Source organism: Acinetobacter sp. Ac8, assembly GCF_055392545.1.
Genome location: NZ_AP043689.1, coordinates 4152997 through 4172465, shown reverse-complemented (window position 1 = coordinate 4172465; position 19469 = coordinate 4152997). Strand labels below are relative to the sequence as shown.

Sequence of the window (19469 nt, the reverse complement as noted above, 5' to 3'; positions counted from 1 at the left end):
CATTAAACACCACATAATCAAATAAAGATGATTCATGGTGGATGAAATGTTAAATCAAACAATGGGTGACTTATCGCTACTCAAAGGCTGGAACGCAACTTTACCCAATACTGAAGTCATGCCTGTACTATTTTTGGGTCATGGCTCACCCATGAATGCGATTCAAACCAATGATTTTACTCGTTCATGGAATCGTATTGGCGCTGAAATGGGCACACAACCGACAGCAATTTTATGTATTTCTGCACATTGGCTTACCCAAGGTGGTACAGCCGTCACTGCAATGCAACAACCGAAAACTATTCATGATTTTGGTCGTTTCCCTCAAGCATTGTTTGATGTGCAATATCCTGCTACTGGAAATAAAGCTTTGGTTGAGGCAACAACTAAAGCAATTCACAGTATAGAAGTTCATCATGATCATAGTTGGGGATTGGATCACGGAACATGGGGTGTGTTATGTCATGTATTTCCACAAGCCAATATTCCTGTTGTTCAACTGAGTGTCGACTATAGTCAAGGTGCACAATATCATTATGACTTGGCTAAACAATTGGCGCAGTTACGTCGTAAAGGGGTATTGATTGTTGCCAGTGGTAATCTCGTACATAACCTAAGCAAAATTGCCTTTGATAAATTTGATGACAATTATGGTTATGATTGGGCTTTAGAGGCTGATGCAAAGATGAAAAATTTCTTAGCGACGCATAACCATCAAGCTTTAATTGACTGGCAAAAGCAAGGTGCGGAGTTTTTATTGTCAATTCCAACACCTGATCATTATTATCCGATGTTATATGCCTTAGGTTTGCAGGAAGAGAAAGATGAGTTACATATTTTTAATGATCAAGCCGTTGCTGGTTCATTAACCATGACCTCATTTCGACTTGATCAACATTAATTTCAAATGTTAAGAATATAAAAGTTGGGTCTAAGGATTCAGCTTTTATAGTATTGGTGAAATTGAGTTAATCATATTTATTCTCTCAAGATAGAATTCTTTTAAGATGACTACTTAATTTTTGAATATTAAAGCGTTATGTGGAATTTGTACTTAAATCTGTGTTATTACTAACTTAAATTATTATTTAATACATTATTTATGTGGCAATTTTTCAAAAATTTTTTTAAACAGTCTCAATCTTTGCCTCCTGTAAAAATTGAAGAAAATCAGCAGAAAGTTATTGTAAATACGGTAACTCAGTCTGTTGTTCAAAATACTCAAAGCAGTCCAGATATAGATGATTATACATATAGGTTTAATGGAAAAGAGCTTACAGACTTTGAAAATTCATTATTAAAACTAAAAAGTTATGATGGTTACACAAGACAGAAAATGTTGAAAAAGCTTCAACAATGTTTTGAACCAGAGCTTTTTCCACATTTATTGTATCGCCTTAGTGATTATGTTGAAGTAAATCGTCATTTGGCTGCAGAACATATTGTGCGTTGGAGTCAACGACCTGAATTTTCTCAGCTTTGTAGTGATTATTTTTTTGAAATTTCAATGTTGCAAAATCGAGATCGAACAGATAGTGATTCGTTAAAGTTATTGCTATCGGAAGTAGCGAGCAATAGAGTTTACCTCTCAGAAACTTTAATAAATAAACAAGGTAAACTTCCTCGTATTTTATTAAAATTTATTCTTCAATATCAATGGATAGAAGAATACGAGTTACTTCAATTCTGTGGATTAGCCAAAGATCAACATATCCGAGCTTTTTGGCTCAAGCAGTTGATTCAACACAAAACTGATGAAGAAGTTCTGTATCAATTGAAGCAGAGTTCCAATAGAGATGTGCAATATCGTTTATTTGATTTTTTATACCAGAAAGATGTACTCACTACAGATGATTTAATCTTATTTTGGCATAGTAAATTTCTTACGATTATGGATTATGCCTATTTTGCTTTAAGATCAAAAAACTTTAATTTTGAAATGTATTTTAAGGCACACCCAGTTGAGCAGTTATCTACATTTGAGGTAAGGATTCGTGCACATCAATGGATGTTATTAAAAGGTGATCTAACTGAATTTTATACGATTATTGAGCAAGTCAATCAACCCTTAATTGTAGATTCAATCTTATCTTTAGCATTAAAACAAAAGTATATTGAAATAGATCAATATTTTAGTTTTTGTCGAAAAATGGGGCGGAAATTACATTTCTATCACTTGTCAAAAGCAAAAAAATACTTGAGTGAAAAACCTAGTCTAGATGAGCTTATTCACTATTCGTCATTCATCGATGATGGAATCAGTTTCCATCAACGGCTGGAATTGGTTAACGGCAGTAATTTTGCGGATCAACTATATTGGTATGTTAAACAACATGACTATATTGAAACAATCGAAGACCAACAGCTGTTAGGTTCTTATGTTCGCCAAAATTTACAAAATTTGAAATATGCAATATATGGCGTACAGTGGACAGAATCACAAAAAATTGAAATGCGTAGTCGATTACCTGATTTTATACAGTTATATCCAGATATCTTTGACGATCAAAACATTATAGTTCTATTAAGACCTTATCTAGAATAACGGTGAATTAATAAATTTATAGAAAAATGCTGTAGCTAATGATGGCTCTAATAGTAAAGGAAATAAGAAACCATAGATTGCACCCGTAATATGCGCGCGGTGGTCGATTAATGGTGAATGCCCTGAACGGATTGCATACAGGCTATAGCATAAATAAATCGTCCCAAAAATAATCGCGGGCACAGGTAAAATATAGATATAAATCATACCCCAAGGATTAAACAGAATCGCACTAAATAACACCGCATTGACTGCACCCGAAGCCCCTAAACTTCGGTAGGAATTTAGGGTTCGATTATGCAAATAGCTGGGGATTGCAGCAATGATGATAGCGCTACAATAAAATAAGACAAAGCCCATACCACTTAAGTAATCACGGAAAAACCATTCAACATTTCGCCCAAAGAAGTACAAGGTAAACATATTGAAAAATAAATGCATACCATCTTTATGGATAAAACCATGGGTTAAAAAGCGATCATATTGACCATGCTTAATCGCTGAAACATTGAAAATCAAACGATTCATTACATAGCGTTGCTGCCAAGCAATAAAAGAAATCGCAAGTGTGATTAAAATAATCAGAAGGGTATGGGTAAGACCAGTGATCATATTGTTATAAATGACGTTGTTATCGTAATAGCAATATAACCTATATCATTGTCAATCAATAGGCTATCGCAATATTCTGTTCATTATCCTTCACTCAGTTGACAGTTCACCATCCAGCGAATACCAAACTGATCGGTGAAAGCACCATATAAAGCACCCCAAAATGTAGGTTCTAGTGCCATTTCAATATGACCATTGGTAGAGAGTGCTGTAAATAATCGCTGAGCTTCATCCGCTTCGTGAGCTTCTAAGTTGATCGAAATATAATGGTTGGTGCCTTTGCTGAATGGTGCACTATTAGGTGCACAGAACTGTTCGCTGGTGTCTGAACCCATCAATACGGTAAACTCATTAATCGGTAAAGAAACATGTAAAATATAGTTTTTCTCTTGGTCTGGCACTTGGACATCGGGCAGTTCGGAATAACGTTTTAAAAATGAAAATTCACCGCCAAAAACAGATTTATAAAAATTAAAAGCAGCTTCGGTCTGACCTTCAAAGTTTAAATAGTGATTGAGTTGCATTGTGATTGTCCATTTTGTTGTTTTGAAGTGATTAATTTATCAGCTCACGGTTTAAAACTTGATGAATATTTTGTAATTGAAAATAAAAATCCCTCAATCATAAATGAGGGACGCTTGTTTTCTAGATTATCGCTTTGGTCTGCTTAAAGCTGTTTATCTTGTTGTTGCTCTAATTTTAAATCCTGTTTATTGGCGTAACCGTCAATATCTTCATTTTGAAGAACTTCATTTGGATTTGGACGATCTACAAAGCCAATTTTTGGTACAGGGATTTCAATCTGATTTTCCACAAAACGATTGCGGATTAACTCATGAATTTCATCTTTAACTTGTAAGTAGTTTGCTTGCATACACCACAGTGCAAATAAAATTTCAATGGAGGATTCTCCAAAGGCTGAAACAGTCACACGCGGTTTAGGATCTGCTAATACCAACGGGTAATCGTTGGCAACATCAATTAAAACTTCACGAACTTTATTGATGTTCTCATTAAAGTTAATTGCAACCGTAATCGACAATCGCCGTATCGGGAATTTTGATAGGTTATGTACGGGGGCGCGAATCAATTGCTCATTGGGGAGGCGCACATAGACATTGTCCATAGTCAAAAGTTTCACGGAAAGTAAATCAATCGAAATCACTTCACCTTCAATAGTATGTCCACGAATCAGGGTAATTTGAATCGTATCGCCAACTTCAAATGAACCTTCGCCAATTAAAAATAAGCCACTGATTAAATTTGATGCAGAAGTTTGTGAGGCAAAACCCAATGCAACAGTTAAAATCCCTGCTGCACCTAAAAATACGCTGAGTTTAAAGCCCGCTTCTTTTAAGCTGGCAATCACAAACAGTAAGAAAATAAAATAAAAAATACCTCTACGCCAAACCAAACGTTGGTGCGCATTAAAGCGCGCACCGATGGTGCGGATAAAGGTATTGGAAATGACGCGTGCCAGCACAAAACCCACAAAGCAGAGGATCAGAGCAACAGCAATTTCACTTAAGCGGTCGACATTTACATTGGTAAAGATGCCTTTTAGGCTATTGGCAATGTCTTTGGGAATATTGGATTCAGCCATTTTTACCTCATCCCTTAGAAAAATGAATCAAACATATTGAACAAAGCACCGCCTGGTGAGCGTGGCGGATGTACATAAATCACTTCGCCGGCCAAAGGTGGTGTACGGTTTTCAATTCTTACACGGGCAGGGCGGTCATTGCCTTCATAAACAACCTTGATTTGTGATGTCCATAAACGCCCTGTACTTTCACTATAAAATAAAGGCAGTGCAGGAACAGGTACATTCATACGGTCAAATCGAAGCTGATGGCTACTGACATTGTGGAAATCAATCGGTGTTACTGCCCGAAAGGCACGTGGACGTAATAAATTTAATTCGGTACGACCATCGACTGAGGTGGCATAACACATTTCACCTGTGCGGTGATCAGGGCCAAACCATGTGTCCTTAGGTAAAATTACAGGAATATCAAATAAGGGTTCTTTTTGGGCTTGTACAAAACCTGAAATCCACAGTGGTGTACTGATATAGAGTGTGCCGCGTTGGCCTGCTGGGATATAAATTGGATCGACAGGACGAATCACCACAGAGCGATCGGCTAAACGGGGCATAAGTTGAAATGCTTTATGGGTCTCGCGAAACATATAGCGTTCAACATGTACAGGTTCAGGAAAACCAAAGTTTACATCATGAATTTTATGCCATTGCTGCTCATAGTCATATTGGAATTTTGGACGATAATATTCCAAGCGCCATTCTTGTAAACCACGAGTAATGCGCATCATCATAGAACCAAATTGCCATGCTTTGGATTGGTTCAATTCAAACAGTTGTTCTCCCCACCACTTTAAATCAGGGAGTTCAGGTTCCAAATGTTCTTTCTTCTTAGACAAAAGTGTTTATCCCATTCATAAAATCATCATCAAATCTTTAACAAACAGACTTCACGCTGTCATGAGCATAGAGTACACTCAAAGCAATTTAAATCATTAATATAAGTTGTAATGCAAGTTCTCAAACAATTACAAATACCATATAGTTTTGCAAAACGGCATGGAGTGCTGTTGCGTTATGAAGGTGATCAAGTTTTTATTGTTCGCCGTCAGGATACCGCACAAATTGCGATTCAGGAAGCCCGCCGCTATCTCGGTCGTACAGCACAACATCAATTATGTAATGAAACTGAGTTTAATCACATGCTCAGTTCAAGCTATGCAGGTGAAACGGGCGAATCGCAACAGGTTGCCGCTGGTCTTGAAGATCACCCTGATCTATTGAGTCTGGCCGATCAGATTCCTGAAACTGAAGATCTGATGGATCAGGAAGATGATGCACCAATCGTGCGACTCATCAATGCTTTATTGTCTGAAGCGATTCGAGTTGGGGCTTCAGATATTCATATTGAAGCTTTTGAAAAGAAATTATCTGTTCGCTTACGGGTAGATGGGCAATTGCGTGAAATCGTACAGCCTCGCCGTGAACTTGCGCCATTGTTGGTATCGCGTATTAAGGTTATGGCAAAACTCGATATTGCGGAAAAACGTATTCCACAAGATGGTCGTATTTCTTTACGTCTTGCAGGACGTGAAGTCGATGTCCGTGTTTCAACCTTGCCATCGTCGCATGGCGAACGTGTCGTTATGCGTTTGTTAGATAAACAAGCGGGTCGACTCAACATGACCCATTTGGGTTTAATGAAGCCTGACTATGAACGTTTAACGCAATTGGTTCATCGTCCACATGGCATTATTCTTGTCACTGGCCCTACAGGTTCGGGTAAAACGACGACTTTGTATGCCGCGCTTTCTGATTTGAATGATGGCTCTAAAAATATCCTCACGGCTGAAGATCCAATTGAGTATCAACTTGAAGGGATTGGGCAGACTCAAGTGAATACCAAAGTAGATATGACTTTTGCCCGTGCGTTAAAAGCCATGCTGCGCCAAGATCCAGATGTGGTGATGGTGGGTGAGATTCGTGATTTGGAAACGGCTGAAATCGCAGTTCAAGCGTCTTTAACAGGTCACTTGGTTTTATCTACACTACATACCAATACGGCAATTGGTGCTGTGACCCGTTTAAAAGATATGGGAATTGAACCCTTCTTATTATCCAGTTCATTGATTGGGGTAATTGCCCAGCGTTTAGTTCGGACATTATGTTCTCATTGTCATACATGGCGTGAAGCAGATGACTTTGAAAAAGATGTATTTAAACCTGTGAGTTTGGAATCGAATTTAAAACTGCCTGTGCCGAATGGTTGTGATTTTTGTTCTCATACCGGCTTTACAGGACGTACTGCGATTTATGAAATTGTGCCGATTGATGAGCAGATGCGCCGTTTGATTCATGGTAATGCAGCAGAATATGAGCTTGAAGAATATGCACGTAAAGATGCAGGTTCAATTCGAGATGATGGTTTACGTAAAGTATTGGCGGGTAAAACCACAATGGAAGAAGTTTTACGTGTTACCAATGAAGCTGCTGAGTAACTGAAAACTATTTGTCTATCTTTTTAAATTTTTCTCAGAGTATGCTTTAGGCTTTATAATTTAAGCTATAAATTCTATAGAGCCTTTAGTTACTTTTATAAGTATAGTTTCTGGTTGATTCTCAGGTGTTAAAATAATCTGCTTATTTATTAAATTCGAAATATTAATCATGTAGTTAATGATTTTTTAATGGTCTTGTAGCGAATTAATTTCTTCTGGATTAATATCATTTTCAATTTTGTCTACTAAGAACAAATAATTATTGATTTGAATGTTATCTAAATAGAGATTTACATGTGAACATAGATTGTGGGTGTCATTCAAGCACTCTTGAAGGACTTCAAAATTAATTTGATTCTCATTCTTTTGTGTCTGCTGGTTAAACCATTTGATTTTATAATTTTCATTTACAAAGACAGTCCATTTTTTTAGGTCGTCAATATTAGTATCGAATATATAAAGGTTTCTCAGAGTACCATCGCAATAATATATTTTATCTTTTAGTTCTGCCCAGTATATAAAAAGTCAACCAGAAAAATAAAAGTAAGCATTAACCCTACCTAAAATAACTTATTTTTAGGTAGGGTTAATCATAACATTAAACAATCACATTCAATGTCACATCAATATTGCCACGAGTCGCATTTGAATATGGGCAAACAATATGTGCAGCATCTACTAATTTCTGTGCTTCTTCTTGCTCTAAACCTTCTAAATGAATATTTAAAGTCACTTGAATACCAAAACCAGTAGCGATTGGACCAATACCAACATCACCTTCGATATAAACATCTGGGGTAATTTTTAAATGATCACGGTTGGCAACAAATTTCATCGCACCAAGGAAGCAAGCAGAATAACCTGCTGCAAAAAGTTGTTCAGGATTGGTACCACCACCAGCACCACCCATTTCTTTAGGCACTGCTAATTTAACATCTAAAATTCCGTCTGATGATGTTGCACGACCATCACGACCGCCAGTTGCTTTTGCATGTGCTGTATAAACCACTTTTTCTAAAGACATCGGAAATCATCCATTTTTGATTGCGTTCAATTATATCGTATACGATATAAATATTTAAACAAGTAGCGTTTGTGTAAAATTTGATAACTTTATTTTGAAATGTTTTCGCGTAAATTTGAAAGAAGATCTTTCAATTGAGTAATGCTGTCTAAATCACAGGCACTGGCTTGAGCAACTTGTAACGGAATATCCACGGCTTTTAATTTTAGCGCATGACCTGCAGCTGTTAGGCTGATAATCACTTGACGTTCATCTTTCGTAGAACGTTCGCGGTTAACAATACCATTACTTTGTAATTTTTTGAGTAAGGGGGTCAAGGTAGATGATTCTAAAAAGAGTTTTTCACCAATTTCAGACACAGTTAGACCATCTTTTTCCCAAAGTACTAACATAACTAAATACTGTGGATAGGTCAGTCCTAGTGGTGTGAGTAATTTACGATAAAGTTGATTTAATGCTAAGTTTGTAGAGTAAACAAGAAAGCAGAGTTGATGATCAAGATTTAAGTTTGAATAGTCTTGTTGCATGCTTGTCTCGTGAAGATATTACGCCTCACAAGTATAACGTTGTTTTGTCTTGTTCAGGAAATAAAAGTCATTAATGGCAATACAGGCTTAGAATGACATCAATTTGCGATGTTGCATTAAAGGCATTGATTCACGAATTGAGCGCTGCTCATTCAAATCAAAAGGAACCGTCATCAATTGCGCGCCTTCTGCATCTGTAATCGCTAAAATCTGCCCACGACTATTGGTTGCACCAGCATGTCCCCAGGTTTGACGTTTTTCACCATGCCAACCTTGTTGTGCTGCACCTAAAACATGACATTGGCTGTCCATCGCACGTGCTTGAAGTAATAACTGCCAATGCATTTGACCTGTGGTATAGGTAAATGCAGCTGGTGCAGTCAAAATATTTGCACCTTGCGCTCTCAAGGTGAGTGCAAGTTCTGGAAAACGTAAGTCGTAGCAAACCATCAAACCGATTTGTCCAAAAGGTGTTTTCGCGACAACAATATCACCGCCTGGTTCAAAAAACTGAGATTCTTGATACCCACCAACAGCATCACCCACTTGTACATCAAACAAGTGGATTTTGTCATAACGTGCTTCAGTTCCTTCAGGACTGATACATAGGCTGACAGTACGAACTCGACCGTCAGCAATAATTGAACCATCTGGACGGAAAGGGCAAGGTAATGTCCCTGCAACAATCCATATTTGATAATGCTGTGCTAAGTTTTCTAGACGCTTTTGAATTTCTTCAAAACGTGCAGCAGTTTCCCGTTGTTTACCTGCAGCAAAGCAGACAAAATTTTCAGGAAACACAATCAAAGACGCACCATCAGCTTTACTTTGTTGTATCAACGACTCAATCACACTGAAGTTTGCTTCAATGTCATTTCGAGAGTTCATTTGAACAACGGAAAGTAAAGTCATGGGCTATCCCTGATAAAGCAATTTTGAAATTATTAAGCGTTTTGCTGGTTTGAAGATACACATTCCATTGTATCTTGCTGCTTTTCAAGTTGTTTAACTAATGGCTCGAACATATTTTGGTTGTTTTCATTGAGCTTCATTAATGTTTTGTGTGCATCGAGAACGGTACACAGCATTGTGCTGTGATTAACATTATCGTCAATCAAAGCATTGGTGCACACTTGAGGGTCACCACAGTAATTTAAAATGACAAAAACCTGCCCTAAGCCCATGCTATTGGCTAGAGTGGTAATATCTGGATTTGTGGACAGCATCACCGCTTGGATGTGGTGTACTTGTTTCAACTTTAAGCCAAGCTTGGCAAGTATTCCAAGAACTGTACTATCAATAAATGTGGTTTGGGTTAAATCAACAATTGCGCCAATGACGTTTTTCTGTTGTTCAATCCTTGCCAAAAGTTTGTCTAAACTAATACAAGATTGGGCTCGCACTTCACCAATAAGTTTGAAAATATGCGTTCCATTCAAGCTTGCATATTCAACATGACCTGTTGACATATAAATGCCATTTGCAGAGAAGGATAGGAAAATTATCACATAGCGCAAGTCTATACTCAAGCGTTTGCGTATAGGTTATTAGTCTAATTTATTATATGTGTTTGATTATATTGTTAATTCATTCTGCGGAGACTGAGGATTGCAATGTCATCTGCTACATGTTCTGGTGCGCGGAATGATTGATTTTGCAAATGATAGACCAATTGAGAGAACTGTTCATTCAAACCACCCGAGAATGGTTCAAGGGCACCGTCAGAACAAATAATGAACCGCGCATGCTTGGTTAAGGTACATTGGAATTCTTCAACCTCTAAGTCTTCTGTGAGTCCTAAAGGAAAACTGCTGGTATTCAAGACACGAGGGGCTTGGTTGGGTTCAAAAATGATGGGGGGAGGGTAATGGCCCGCACTTGACCATTTTAAAGCATGCGTTTCTAGATTTAGAATGCCAGCTAACATTGTGATGTGTTTTTCAATGTTTTCTTGAACCAGCATACCATTGAGTTTTTTAATCAATTCTCTTGGTGTTTTCGAGCGACCATGAAAGGCAGCCATCCAAGATGTCAGTAAAGAGCTGGTTACCCCATGACCCGATACATCGGCCAAATAGAACATGATTTCTTTATCACTGATTTTCCAGTAGTCATACCAGTCACCAGACAAATACGCAGAAGGCTGGAAAAGCGTTTCAACTTTATAGTTTTGCAGTTCAATTGGATTTGGAAGAAGTTTCTTTTGTAGTTCTGCGGCAGATGGTAAATCACGGCTATCTTGATTACGTTTATATTGCGCATCAATTTTTAATAAAGAATCTTCAAGATTGGCTGGAAGCTTGGTCCAGATCCAACCAGCAAGGGCACCAAGTTCCCATGCTTGAGAAAGTTCGCTTCCTTCATTTTCTTGTGCAATGACAATGGTAGGTAAAGCCCATTGGTATTGTAAAAAATCGTGGACGTCTGCAATTGCAATAATTGTTGGATCATAACGATGAATGTCTTCAATGGTAATCATCTGCAAGCTAGGAAGCGTATCTAATACTTGTTCTAAGCTTGAAATTTGGCGACTGGGTTGAATGAAATACATAGAAGAAATGAATGATCCTTAATCGGTATAAAAGCATTATCCAGTAGATTTACTATAGATGACACCACAATGCTAGTAAAACCATATGAATTACTAGCAAATAAGTTTAACAAAATATTGTGGTTATTTGTCTGCGTTTGTATCAGTAGGATGATTGCTGTCGTCCTCATCATCATCTACAAATGCGACAGCTTCCTGTCCACGGCCTTTTTTCTCAGCAATTTGGAATGCTAAACGTTGTAAATAGATATCGCGAATTGCTGAGTAACGATCACCTTGCAATACACTTTCAACATCTAGAAGTTTAGAACGGGTATTAATCCCACCTAAAGCACGATTACCCCAGATTAAACCTGTTTGATGGTTGTTATCCATTGGATAGGTAAGCGGATTGGCATAACCTTCAGCAACATAATCAACTGAGTGACGAAGTGTGCTTGGTCCTAAGATAGGCAGCATGACATAAGGGCCACTTGGAATACCGTAGTAACCTAATGTGGTACCCAAGCTTTCTTCTTCAGTTGCTAAACCTAAGCGAGTTGCAGGATCAGCTAAACCTAAAGAGCTGACGGTGTTAATGGTAAAACGACCTAGAGACTTGGCTGCACGACTAAAGCGCCCTTGAGCAAGTTGGTTGACCGCATTCCATGGTTCACTCAGATTTTTACGAAATAAACTATATGAAGAGCGTACATCACCAGGCACTTTTGCTTTGTACTGAACAGCAATAGGTCGAGCAACATTACGGTCGATCATGTCATTAAACGCATAAATTTCACGGTTCAATGGTTGTAGTGGATCTTTTACCGCATCTGGTTGCGCTGCATTGGCATTCACTTTTAAGTCATTTTTTGTGATGTTTTTAAGCTCTCTAAGGGCTTCAATTCTTGGGTGTTTAGAAGCTGCTTCATTTTCTAGTGCTGAAGAATTCTCTTGAGACGACTTATCATCTGAATCAGAGTTTGTAGAAACAGCATTGTCCGAATTCTCTTGAGCAGATAATTCGTCTTGAGCAAATACATGGCTAGTCAGACCAATGCTAAGTAAACAAGCCCAAAGTACATGATAAGGACGCATAGAATTCCTTGAAATATTCTTAAAGTAAAAGTAGTCGATAACGATATAGCTATATTAAAGACTTCATAATCGTATTCTAACAGTAGTTATTGCATATGTATTAAAGCAAATTTGATTAAAAAGTGTGAATAAATATGATAAACGAACATTATTTGTTCGAACAATTAAAATAATTAAAAAAAGGGGTTGTGTTGGTTAGGGAATGCTGTAGAATGCACATCCATCGGCGGTGATGTTAAATAAAACTTCTGATAAATCAGGCACTTGATTAATTTGTTAAGATTTCGAATTGAGATTTTAAGATGAGATTAGAGTTGGGTTTGTTAGAAAAAATAATTAACATTATTGATTGACTTTTTAGAGATAGAGAGTAGTATAGCCGACCTAGCTTGATGCTGACGAAGCATTGAGAAGATCATTAAGAGAATATGAAGAACAACTTGTGTGGATTTTTACTGATTGATTGATCGAAATATTATCATTGATTGATTGGTTTAAATTACTCGAAGTTTATTTGAGAGAATTTGTCAGTACATTGATGAGCCAGAATTGTGACCTTAAGTCACTAATGATTTTTAACTGAAGAGTTTGATCATGGCTCAGATTGAACGCTGGCGGCAGGCTTAACACATGCAAGTCGAGCGGGGGAGATTGCTTCGGTAATTGACCTAGCGGCGGACGGGTGAGTAATACTTAGGAATCTGCCTATTAATGGGGGACAACATCTCGAAAGGGATGCTAATACCGCATACGCCCTACGGGGGAAAGCAGGGGATCACTTGTGACCTTGCGTTAATAGATGAGCCTAAGTCGGATTAGCTAGTTGGTGGGGTAAAGGCCTACCAAGGCGACGATCTGTAGCGGGTCTGAGAGGATGATCCGCCACACTGGGACTGAGACACGGCCCAGACTCCTACGGGAGGCAGCAGTGGGGAATATTGGACAATGGGGGGAACCCTGATCCAGCCATGCCGCGTGTGTGAAGAAGGCCTTATGGTTGTAAAGCACTTTAAGCGAGGAGGAGGCTCTTCTAGTTAATACCTAGGATGAGTGGACGTTACTCGCAGAATAAGCACCGGCTAACTCTGTGCCAGCAGCCGCGGTAATACAGAGGGTGCGAGCGTTAATCGGATTTACTGGGCGTAAAGCGTGCGTAGGCGGCTTTTTAAGTCGGATGTGAAATCCCCGAGCTTAACTTGGGAATTGCATTCGATACTGGGAAGCTAGAGTATGGGAGAGGATGGTAGAATTCCAGGTGTAGCGGTGAAATGCGTAGAGATCTGGAGGAATACCGATGGCGAAGGCAGCCATCTGGCCTAATACTGACGCTGAGGTACGAAAGCATGGGGAGCAAACAGGATTAGATACCCTGGTAGTCCATGCCGTAAACGATGTCTACTAGCCGTTGGGGCCTTTGAGGCTTTAGTGGCGCAGCTAACGCGATAAGTAGACCGCCTGGGGAGTACGGTCGCAAGACTAAAACTCAAATGAATTGACGGGGGCCCGCACAAGCGGTGGAGCATGTGGTTTAATTCGATGCAACGCGAAGAACCTTACCTGGTCTTGACATAGTAAGAACTTTCCAGAGATGGATTGGTGCCTTCGGGAACTTACATACAGGTGCTGCATGGCTGTCGTCAGCTCGTGTCGTGAGATGTTGGGTTAAGTCCCGCAACGAGCGCAACCCTTTTCCTTATTTGCCAGCACTTCGGGTGGGAACTTTAAGGATACTGCCAGTGACAAACTGGAGGAAGGCGGGGACGACGTCAAGTCATCATGGCCCTTACGACCAGGGCTACACACGTGCTACAATGGTCGGTACAAAGGGTTGCTACCTAGCGATAGGATGCTAATCTCAAAAAGCCGATCGTAGTCCGGATTGGAGTCTGCAACTCGACTCCATGAAGTCGGAATCGCTAGTAATCGCGGATCAGAATGCCGCGGTGAATACGTTCCCGGGCCTTGTACACACCGCCCGTCACACCATGGGAGTTTGTTGCACCAGAAGTAGGTAGTCTAACCGTAAGGAGGACGCTTACCACGGTGTGGCCGATGACTGGGGTGAAGTCGTAACAAGGTAGCCGTAGGGGAACCTGCGGCTGGATCACCTCCTTAACGAAAGATTGACGATTGGTAAGAATCCACAACAAGTTGTTCTTCATTGATGTATCTGAGGGTCTGTAGCTCAGTTGGTTAGAGCACACGCTTGATAAGCGTGGGGTCACAAGTTCAAGTCTTGTCAGACCCACCAAGTCTACTGAACACAGAAGAGCAGATATATTAAGATCTTAAGCTGGGGACTTAGCTTAGTTGGTAGAGCGCCTGCTTTGCACGCAGGAGGTCAACGGTTCGACTCCGTTAGTCTCCACCACTAATTAAAGACTAAGTGATTACAGAACTTAGTAAGCCGATAGCTTATTAAGTTCTGTGATTTATCACAGTTAACTACTCGCTGACGAGGCGGTAGTGAATCATTAACAGAATATATTTGAGTTGAAATAATTGTTTAAACTCGTTTTAGTTGATGTTAGCAAGTAATTGTTAATGTTGAGTGAAATGAGCACTAGCGATAAAACTGAATCAAGCGTTTTGGTATATGAATTAAATTGAAGCTGTATGGTGATTAAGTTCACAGGCAACAAATAGAAGTGATTAAGTTCACATTGTTGATCCTCCTTGTAGGGATTAACGACTGTTTGGGGTTGTATAGTCAAGTAATTAAGTGCATGTGGTGGATGCCTTGGCAGTCAGAGGCGATGAAAGACGTAATAGCCTGCGATAAGCTTCGGGGAGGCGGCAAATATCCTGTGATCCGGAGATTTCTGAATGGGGAAACCCACTTACCATAAGGTAGGTATCGCATGATGAATACATAGTCATGCGAGGCGAACGAGGGGAAGTGAAACATCTCAGTACCCTTAGGAAAAGAAATCAATTGAGATTCCCTCAGTAGCGGCGAGCGAACGGGGATCAGCCCATTAAGTTATATGTGTTTTAGCGGAAAGCTCTGGGAAGTGCTACCGTAGAGGGTGATAGTCCCGTACACGAAAGGGCACATATAATGATGACGAGTAGGGCGAGGCACGTGAAACCTTGTCTGAATATGGGGGGACCATCCTCCAAGGCTAAATACTCCTGACTGACCGATAGTGAACCAGTACCGTGAGGGAAAGGCGAAAAGAACCCCTGTGAGGGGAGTGAAATAGATCCTGAAACCGCATGCATACAAGCAGTGGGAGCCAACTTGTTTGGTGACTGCGTACCTTTTGTATAATGGGTCAGCGACTTATATTCAGTAGCAAGGTTAACCGTATAGGGGAGCCGTAGAGAAATCGAGTCTTAATAGGGCGTTTAGTTGCTGGGTATAGACCCGAAACCGGGTGATCTATCCATGAGCAGGTTGAAGGTTGGGTAACACTAACTGGAGGACCGAACCCACTGTCGTTGAAAAGCCAGGGGATGACTTGTGGATAGGGGTGAAAGGCTAATCAAACTCGGTGATAGCTGGTTCTCCCCGAAAGCTATTTAGGTAGCGCCTCGGACGAATACCATAGGGGGTAGAGCACTGTTTCGGCTAGGGGGTCATCCCGACTTACCAAACCGATGCAAACTCCGAATACCTATGAGTACTATCCGGGAGACAGACTGCGGGTGCTAACGTCCGTAGTCAAGAGGAAAACAATCCAGACCGCCAGCTAAGGCCCCCAAATTATAGTTAAGTGGGAAACGATGTGGGAAGGCATAGACAGCTAGGAGGTTGGCTTAGAAGCAGCCACCCTTTAAAGAAAGCGTAATAGCTCACTAGTCGAGTCGGCCTGCGCGGAAGATGTAACGGGGCTAAAACTATATGCCGAAGCTGCGGATGTATACTATGTATACGTGGTAGGGGAGCGTTCTGTAAGCCGATGAAGGTGTATTGAGAAGTATGCTGGAGGTATCAGAAGTGCGAATGCTGACGTGAGTAACGACAAAACGGGTGAAAAACCCGTTCGCTGAAAGACCAAGGGTTCCAGTCCAACGTTAATCGGGGCTGGGTGAGTCGACCCCTAAGGCGAGGCCGAGAGGCGTAGTCGATGGGAAATTGGTTAATATTCCAATACTTCTGTGTAATGCGATGAGAGGACGGAGAAAGTTAAGTCAGCCTGGCGTTGGTTGTCCAGGTGAAAGGCAGTAGGCATGCATCTTAGGCAAATCCGGGGTGCTCTATGCTGAGAGCTGATAGCAAGCTAGTTTACTAGCGAAGTGGCTGATACTATGCTTCCAGGAAAAGTCTCTAAGCTTCAGTTACACAGGAATCGTACCCTAAACCGACACAGGTGGTCAGGTCGAGTAGACCAAAGCGCTTGAGAGAACTCTGCTGAAGGAACTAGGCAAAATGGTACCGTAACTTCGGGAGAAGGTACGCTGCTGACGGTGATAGGACTTGCTCCTTGAGCTATTGGCAGCCACAGAAACCAGGCCCCTGCAACTGTTTATTAAAAACATAGCACTCTGCAAACACGAAAGTGGACGTATAGGGTGTGATGCCTGCCCGGTGCTGGAAGGTTAATTGATGGGGTTAGCGTAAGCGAAGCTCTTGATCGAAGCCCCAGTAAACGGCGGCCGTAACTATAACGGTCCTAAGGTAGCGAAATTCCTTGTCGGGTAAGTTCCGACCTGCACGAATGGCATAATGATGGGGGCGCTGTCTCCAGCAGAGGCTCAGTGAAATCGAAATCGCCGTGAAGATGCGGTGTACCCGCGGCTAGACGGAAAGACCCCGTGAACCTTTACTGCAGCTTGACATTGAACTTTGATCTTACTTGTGTAGGATAGGTGGGAGGCCTTGAAGTAGTGACGCCAGTTGCTATGGAGCCATCCTTGAAATACCACCCTGGTAATATTGAGGTTCTAACTCTGTCCCGTTATCCGGGACGAGGACCATGTCTGGTGGGTAGTTTGACTGGGGCGGTCTCCTCCTAAAGAGTAACGGAGGAGTACGAAGGTGCGCTCAGCGTGGTCGGAAATCACGCGTAGAGTATAAAGGCAAAAGCGCGCTTAACTGCGAGACCCACAAGTCGAGCAGGTACGAAAGTAGGTCTTAGTGATCCGGTGGTTCTGTATGGAAGGGCCATCGCTCAACGGATAAAAGGTACTCTGGGGATAACAGGCTGATACCGCCCAAGAGTTCATATCGACGGCGGTGTTTGGCACCTCGATGTCGGCTCATCTCATCCTGGGGCTGAAGCAGGTCCCAAGGGTATGGCTGTTCGCCATTTAAAGAGGTACGCGAGCTGGGTTTAGAACGTCGTGAGACAGTTCGGTCCCTATCTACCGTGGGCGTTGGAAATTTGAGAGGATCTGCTCCTAGTACGAGAGGACCAGAGTGGACGAACCTCTGGTGTACCGGTTGTGACGCCAGTCGCATCGCCGGGTAGCTATGTTCGGAAGGGATAACCGCTGAAAGCATCTAAGCGGGAAGCCTACCTCAAGATAAGATTTCCCTAGGACTTTATGTCCTCTAAAGAGCCGTTGAAGACTACGACGTTGATAGGTTGGATGTGGAAGTGCGGTGACGCATGAAGCTGACCAATACTAATTGCTCGTGAGGCTTGACTATACAACACCCAAGCAGTTGTATATGAAGCATCATTTGATTCATAAAAGATCAAACATACTTGATTTAGTTGTAAAGCTAGTTAAACTATTCAACTCAAATGTTCTGTTTGAGCGAGGGTAAGCAAAGCAACGCTTTGCCCGAGCGCAAGATTTGGTACGAAGTAAGGCATTTAAATAAGACCCGAACAAGTCCATAACAGTTTGCTGGCGACAATAGCAAGAGTGAACCACCTGATCCCTTCCCGAACTCAGAAGTGAAACCTCTTAGCGCTGATGGTAGTGTGGGGTTACCCATGTGAGAGTAAGTCATCGCCAGCTTTTAAATCTAAAACACCCCGATCTCTAGCGAGAACGGGGTGTTTTTTTATGTGTGGTGTTTATCGGGAAGAAAAGTTTAGATACATTCGTGAAATTTTAAACAGATAGTCAATATAAATAAGTCAATCAATAGTCAGCTTTGCTATATTTTAGGCAGTGGATTTCAGTTAAAATCATTAAAATAAAAAAGTAGAAACATTATGTATAAGAAAACAGCTGTGCCGACAATTTATGAAAATTCTGAAACCAATGCATTTGAAGCAAAAGTTATTTGGTCACCTTTAAAGTCTATTTGGGTAATGATGATGTATCTTTTTGGAATTTATGGTGTTTTATTTTTATCATCCATTGAAAACTTTCTAGTATTTTTAATTAGTTCTGCGATTACACTATGCCTTGGGCATTCATTAGGAATGCATCGTCGCTTGATTCATCAAAGCTATGAATGTCCTAAATGGCTGGAATATTTATTTGTTCATTTTGGTGTCATTGTCGGATTAGCTGGTCCTTTTGGTATGGTGAGGACACATGATATTCGTGATTGGGCACAGCGCCAACCTCAGTGTCATCCATATTTTTCTCATCAAAGCTCTTTTCTAAAAGATGGTTTTTGGCAAATACATTGCGATATCGTTTTAAAACATCCCCCTATATTTAAAGAAGAATCTATTCTCAATACTCAATTTTATCGTTTTATGGAAAAAACGTGGATGTTACAGCAATTGCCTTTGGCACTTATTCTATATCTTATAGGAGGGGTAGAATGGGTTGTTTGGGGAACTTATTTGCGTGTTGCAATTTCCGTCACAGGGCATTGGCTGATTGGATATTTTGCTCATAATTCAGGCCATCGTTCGTGGCATGTTAACGGTGCAGGCGTACAAGGCTATAACATTAAATTTTGTGGCTTAATCACTATGGGAGAGTGTTGGCATAATAATCACCATGCATTCCCTGGTTCAGCAAAACTAGGATTGGAAAAAGGTCAGTCTGATCCTGGTTGGTGGGTATTAATAATATTAAGTAAAATTGGATTAGTTAAAAATCTAAAACTAGTCGCTGATTTGGAAGAACGGCAAGAGCTTGTACCTTATCATCAAAGAGCTGACGAACAATGCTAATCAAAAAAGTACTATCAAACACTTTTTTGATTTAAGCTCTATGCGTAAAATTCACTAT

General features: G+C 40.6%; 14 protein-coding genes, 2 tRNA genes and 3 rRNA genes. 9 read left to right on the top strand and 10 right to left on the bottom strand.

Annotation, left to right across the window (positions count from 1 at the left end; genetic code table 11):
• Window positions 1-34: 34 nt before the first annotated feature.
• Together ygiD and ACZ5QH_RS19765 are read left to right on the top strand one after the other, a co-directional pair.
• Window positions 35-901, top strand: a complete 867-nt coding sequence (gene ygiD / locus ACZ5QH_RS19770) for a 4,5-DOPA-extradiol-dioxygenase (protein ID WP_419761934.1) — start codon at window positions 35-37, stop codon at window positions 899-901.
• 201 nt (window positions 902-1102) lie between these two features.
• The gene (locus ACZ5QH_RS19765) at window positions 1103-2545 is read left to right on the top strand and encodes a hypothetical protein (RefSeq protein WP_303577374.1); all 1443 of its coding nucleotides are present in this window, start codon (window positions 1103-1105) and stop codon (window positions 2543-2545) included.
• On the opposite strand, the gene ACZ5QH_RS19760 is transcribed toward ACZ5QH_RS19765, so the two are convergent.
• The 4 genes from ACZ5QH_RS19760 to ACZ5QH_RS19745 all read right to left on the bottom strand — a co-directional run bounded on the left by ACZ5QH_RS19760 (window position 2537) and on the right by ACZ5QH_RS19745 (window position 5596).
• Window positions 2537-3157, bottom strand: a complete 621-nt coding sequence (locus ACZ5QH_RS19760; protein WP_303577373.1) for a rhomboid family intramembrane serine protease — start codon at window positions 3155-3157, stop codon at window positions 2537-2539. The two genes, ACZ5QH_RS19765 and ACZ5QH_RS19760, sit on opposite strands and share 9 nt — an antisense overlap.
• 83 nt (window positions 3158-3240) lie before the next feature.
• Entirely contained in the window at window positions 3241-3681 is a 441-nt protein-coding gene (locus tag ACZ5QH_RS19755; RefSeq protein ID WP_056512360.1) for a VOC family protein, read from the bottom strand.
• Window positions 3682-3824: 143 nt separating this feature from the next.
• Window positions 3825-4760: a mechanosensitive ion channel family protein gene (locus ACZ5QH_RS19750; protein ID WP_004725982.1), complete on the bottom strand. Its 936-nt coding sequence runs from the start codon at window positions 4758-4760 to the stop codon at window positions 3825-3827.
• 14 nt (window positions 4761-4774) lie between these two features.
• Window positions 4775-5596 (bottom strand): hypothetical protein, encoded by an 822-nt coding sequence (locus tag ACZ5QH_RS19745; protein ID WP_004725984.1) that lies wholly within the window; start codon window positions 5594-5596, stop codon window positions 4775-4777.
• A gap of 111 nt (window positions 5597-5707) precedes the next feature.
• Between ACZ5QH_RS19745 and gspE the strand changes: the two genes are divergently transcribed.
• Entirely contained in the window at window positions 5708-7195 is a 1488-nt protein-coding gene (gene gspE / locus ACZ5QH_RS19740) for a type II secretion system ATPase GspE (protein WP_004725986.1), read from the top strand.
• A 598-nt stretch (window positions 7196-7793) separates the two neighbouring features.
• On the opposite strand, the gene ACZ5QH_RS19735 is transcribed toward gspE, so the two are convergent.
• From ACZ5QH_RS19735 to ACZ5QH_RS19710, 6 genes are all read right to left on the bottom strand, one after another.
• Window positions 7794-8219 carry an organic hydroperoxide resistance protein gene (locus ACZ5QH_RS19735; RefSeq protein ID WP_004817050.1) on the bottom strand — a complete coding sequence of 142 codons (426 nt, stop codon included), beginning with the start codon at window positions 8217-8219 and terminating at the stop codon, window positions 7794-7796.
• Between the two features lie 89 nt (window positions 8220-8308).
• Window positions 8309-8746, bottom strand: coding sequence for a MarR family winged helix-turn-helix transcriptional regulator (locus tag ACZ5QH_RS19730; protein WP_004817054.1), 438 nt, complete (start codon window positions 8744-8746; stop codon window positions 8309-8311).
• A gap of 87 nt (window positions 8747-8833) precedes the next feature.
• On the bottom strand, window positions 8834-9658 hold the full coding sequence (locus tag ACZ5QH_RS19725) for a carbon-nitrogen hydrolase family protein (protein WP_004817055.1): 825 nt from the start codon (window positions 9656-9658) through the stop codon (window positions 8834-8836).
• Window positions 9659-9690: 32 nt separating this feature from the next.
• Entirely contained in the window at window positions 9691-10215 is a 525-nt protein-coding gene (gigB, locus tag ACZ5QH_RS19720; protein ID WP_016539397.1) for an anti-anti-sigma factor GigB, read from the bottom strand.
• A 113-nt stretch (window positions 10216-10328) separates the two neighbouring features.
• A complete protein-coding gene (gene gigA, locus ACZ5QH_RS19715) occupies window positions 10329-11297 on the bottom strand; it encodes an RsbU family protein phosphatase GigA (protein WP_004725998.1) in 969 nt (322 codons plus the stop codon).
• Window positions 11298-11420: 123 nt separating this feature from the next.
• Window positions 11421-12374: an MlaA family lipoprotein gene (locus ACZ5QH_RS19710; protein WP_004817058.1), complete on the bottom strand. Its 954-nt coding sequence runs from the start codon at window positions 12372-12374 to the stop codon at window positions 11421-11423.
• A 576-nt stretch (window positions 12375-12950) separates the two neighbouring features.
• Here ACZ5QH_RS19710 and ACZ5QH_RS19705 point away from each other — a divergent pair.
• The 6 genes from ACZ5QH_RS19705 to ACZ5QH_RS19680 all read left to right on the top strand — a co-directional run bounded on the left by ACZ5QH_RS19705 (window position 12951) and on the right by ACZ5QH_RS19680 (window position 19411).
• A 16S ribosomal RNA gene (locus tag ACZ5QH_RS19705) occupies window positions 12951-14489 on the top strand.
• A 59-nt stretch (window positions 14490-14548) separates the two neighbouring features.
• Window positions 14549-14625, top strand: a tRNA-Ile gene (locus tag ACZ5QH_RS19700).
• Between the two features lie 44 nt (window positions 14626-14669).
• Window positions 14670-14745 (top strand) — tRNA-Ala (locus tag ACZ5QH_RS19695).
• Between the two features lie 337 nt (window positions 14746-15082).
• A 23S ribosomal RNA gene (locus tag ACZ5QH_RS19690) occupies window positions 15083-17973 on the top strand.
• A gap of 202 nt (window positions 17974-18175) precedes the next feature.
• Window positions 18176-18290, top strand: a 5S ribosomal RNA gene (rrf, locus tag ACZ5QH_RS19685).
• Together the 16S, 23S and 5S rRNA genes with 2 tRNA genes alongside form the textbook arrangement of a ribosomal RNA operon.
• Window positions 18291-18490: 200 nt before the next feature.
• Window positions 18491-19411, top strand: a complete 921-nt coding sequence (locus tag ACZ5QH_RS19680; RefSeq protein ID WP_303577451.1) for an acyl-CoA desaturase — start codon at window positions 18491-18493, stop codon at window positions 19409-19411.
• Window positions 19412-19469 lie beyond the last annotated feature (58 nt).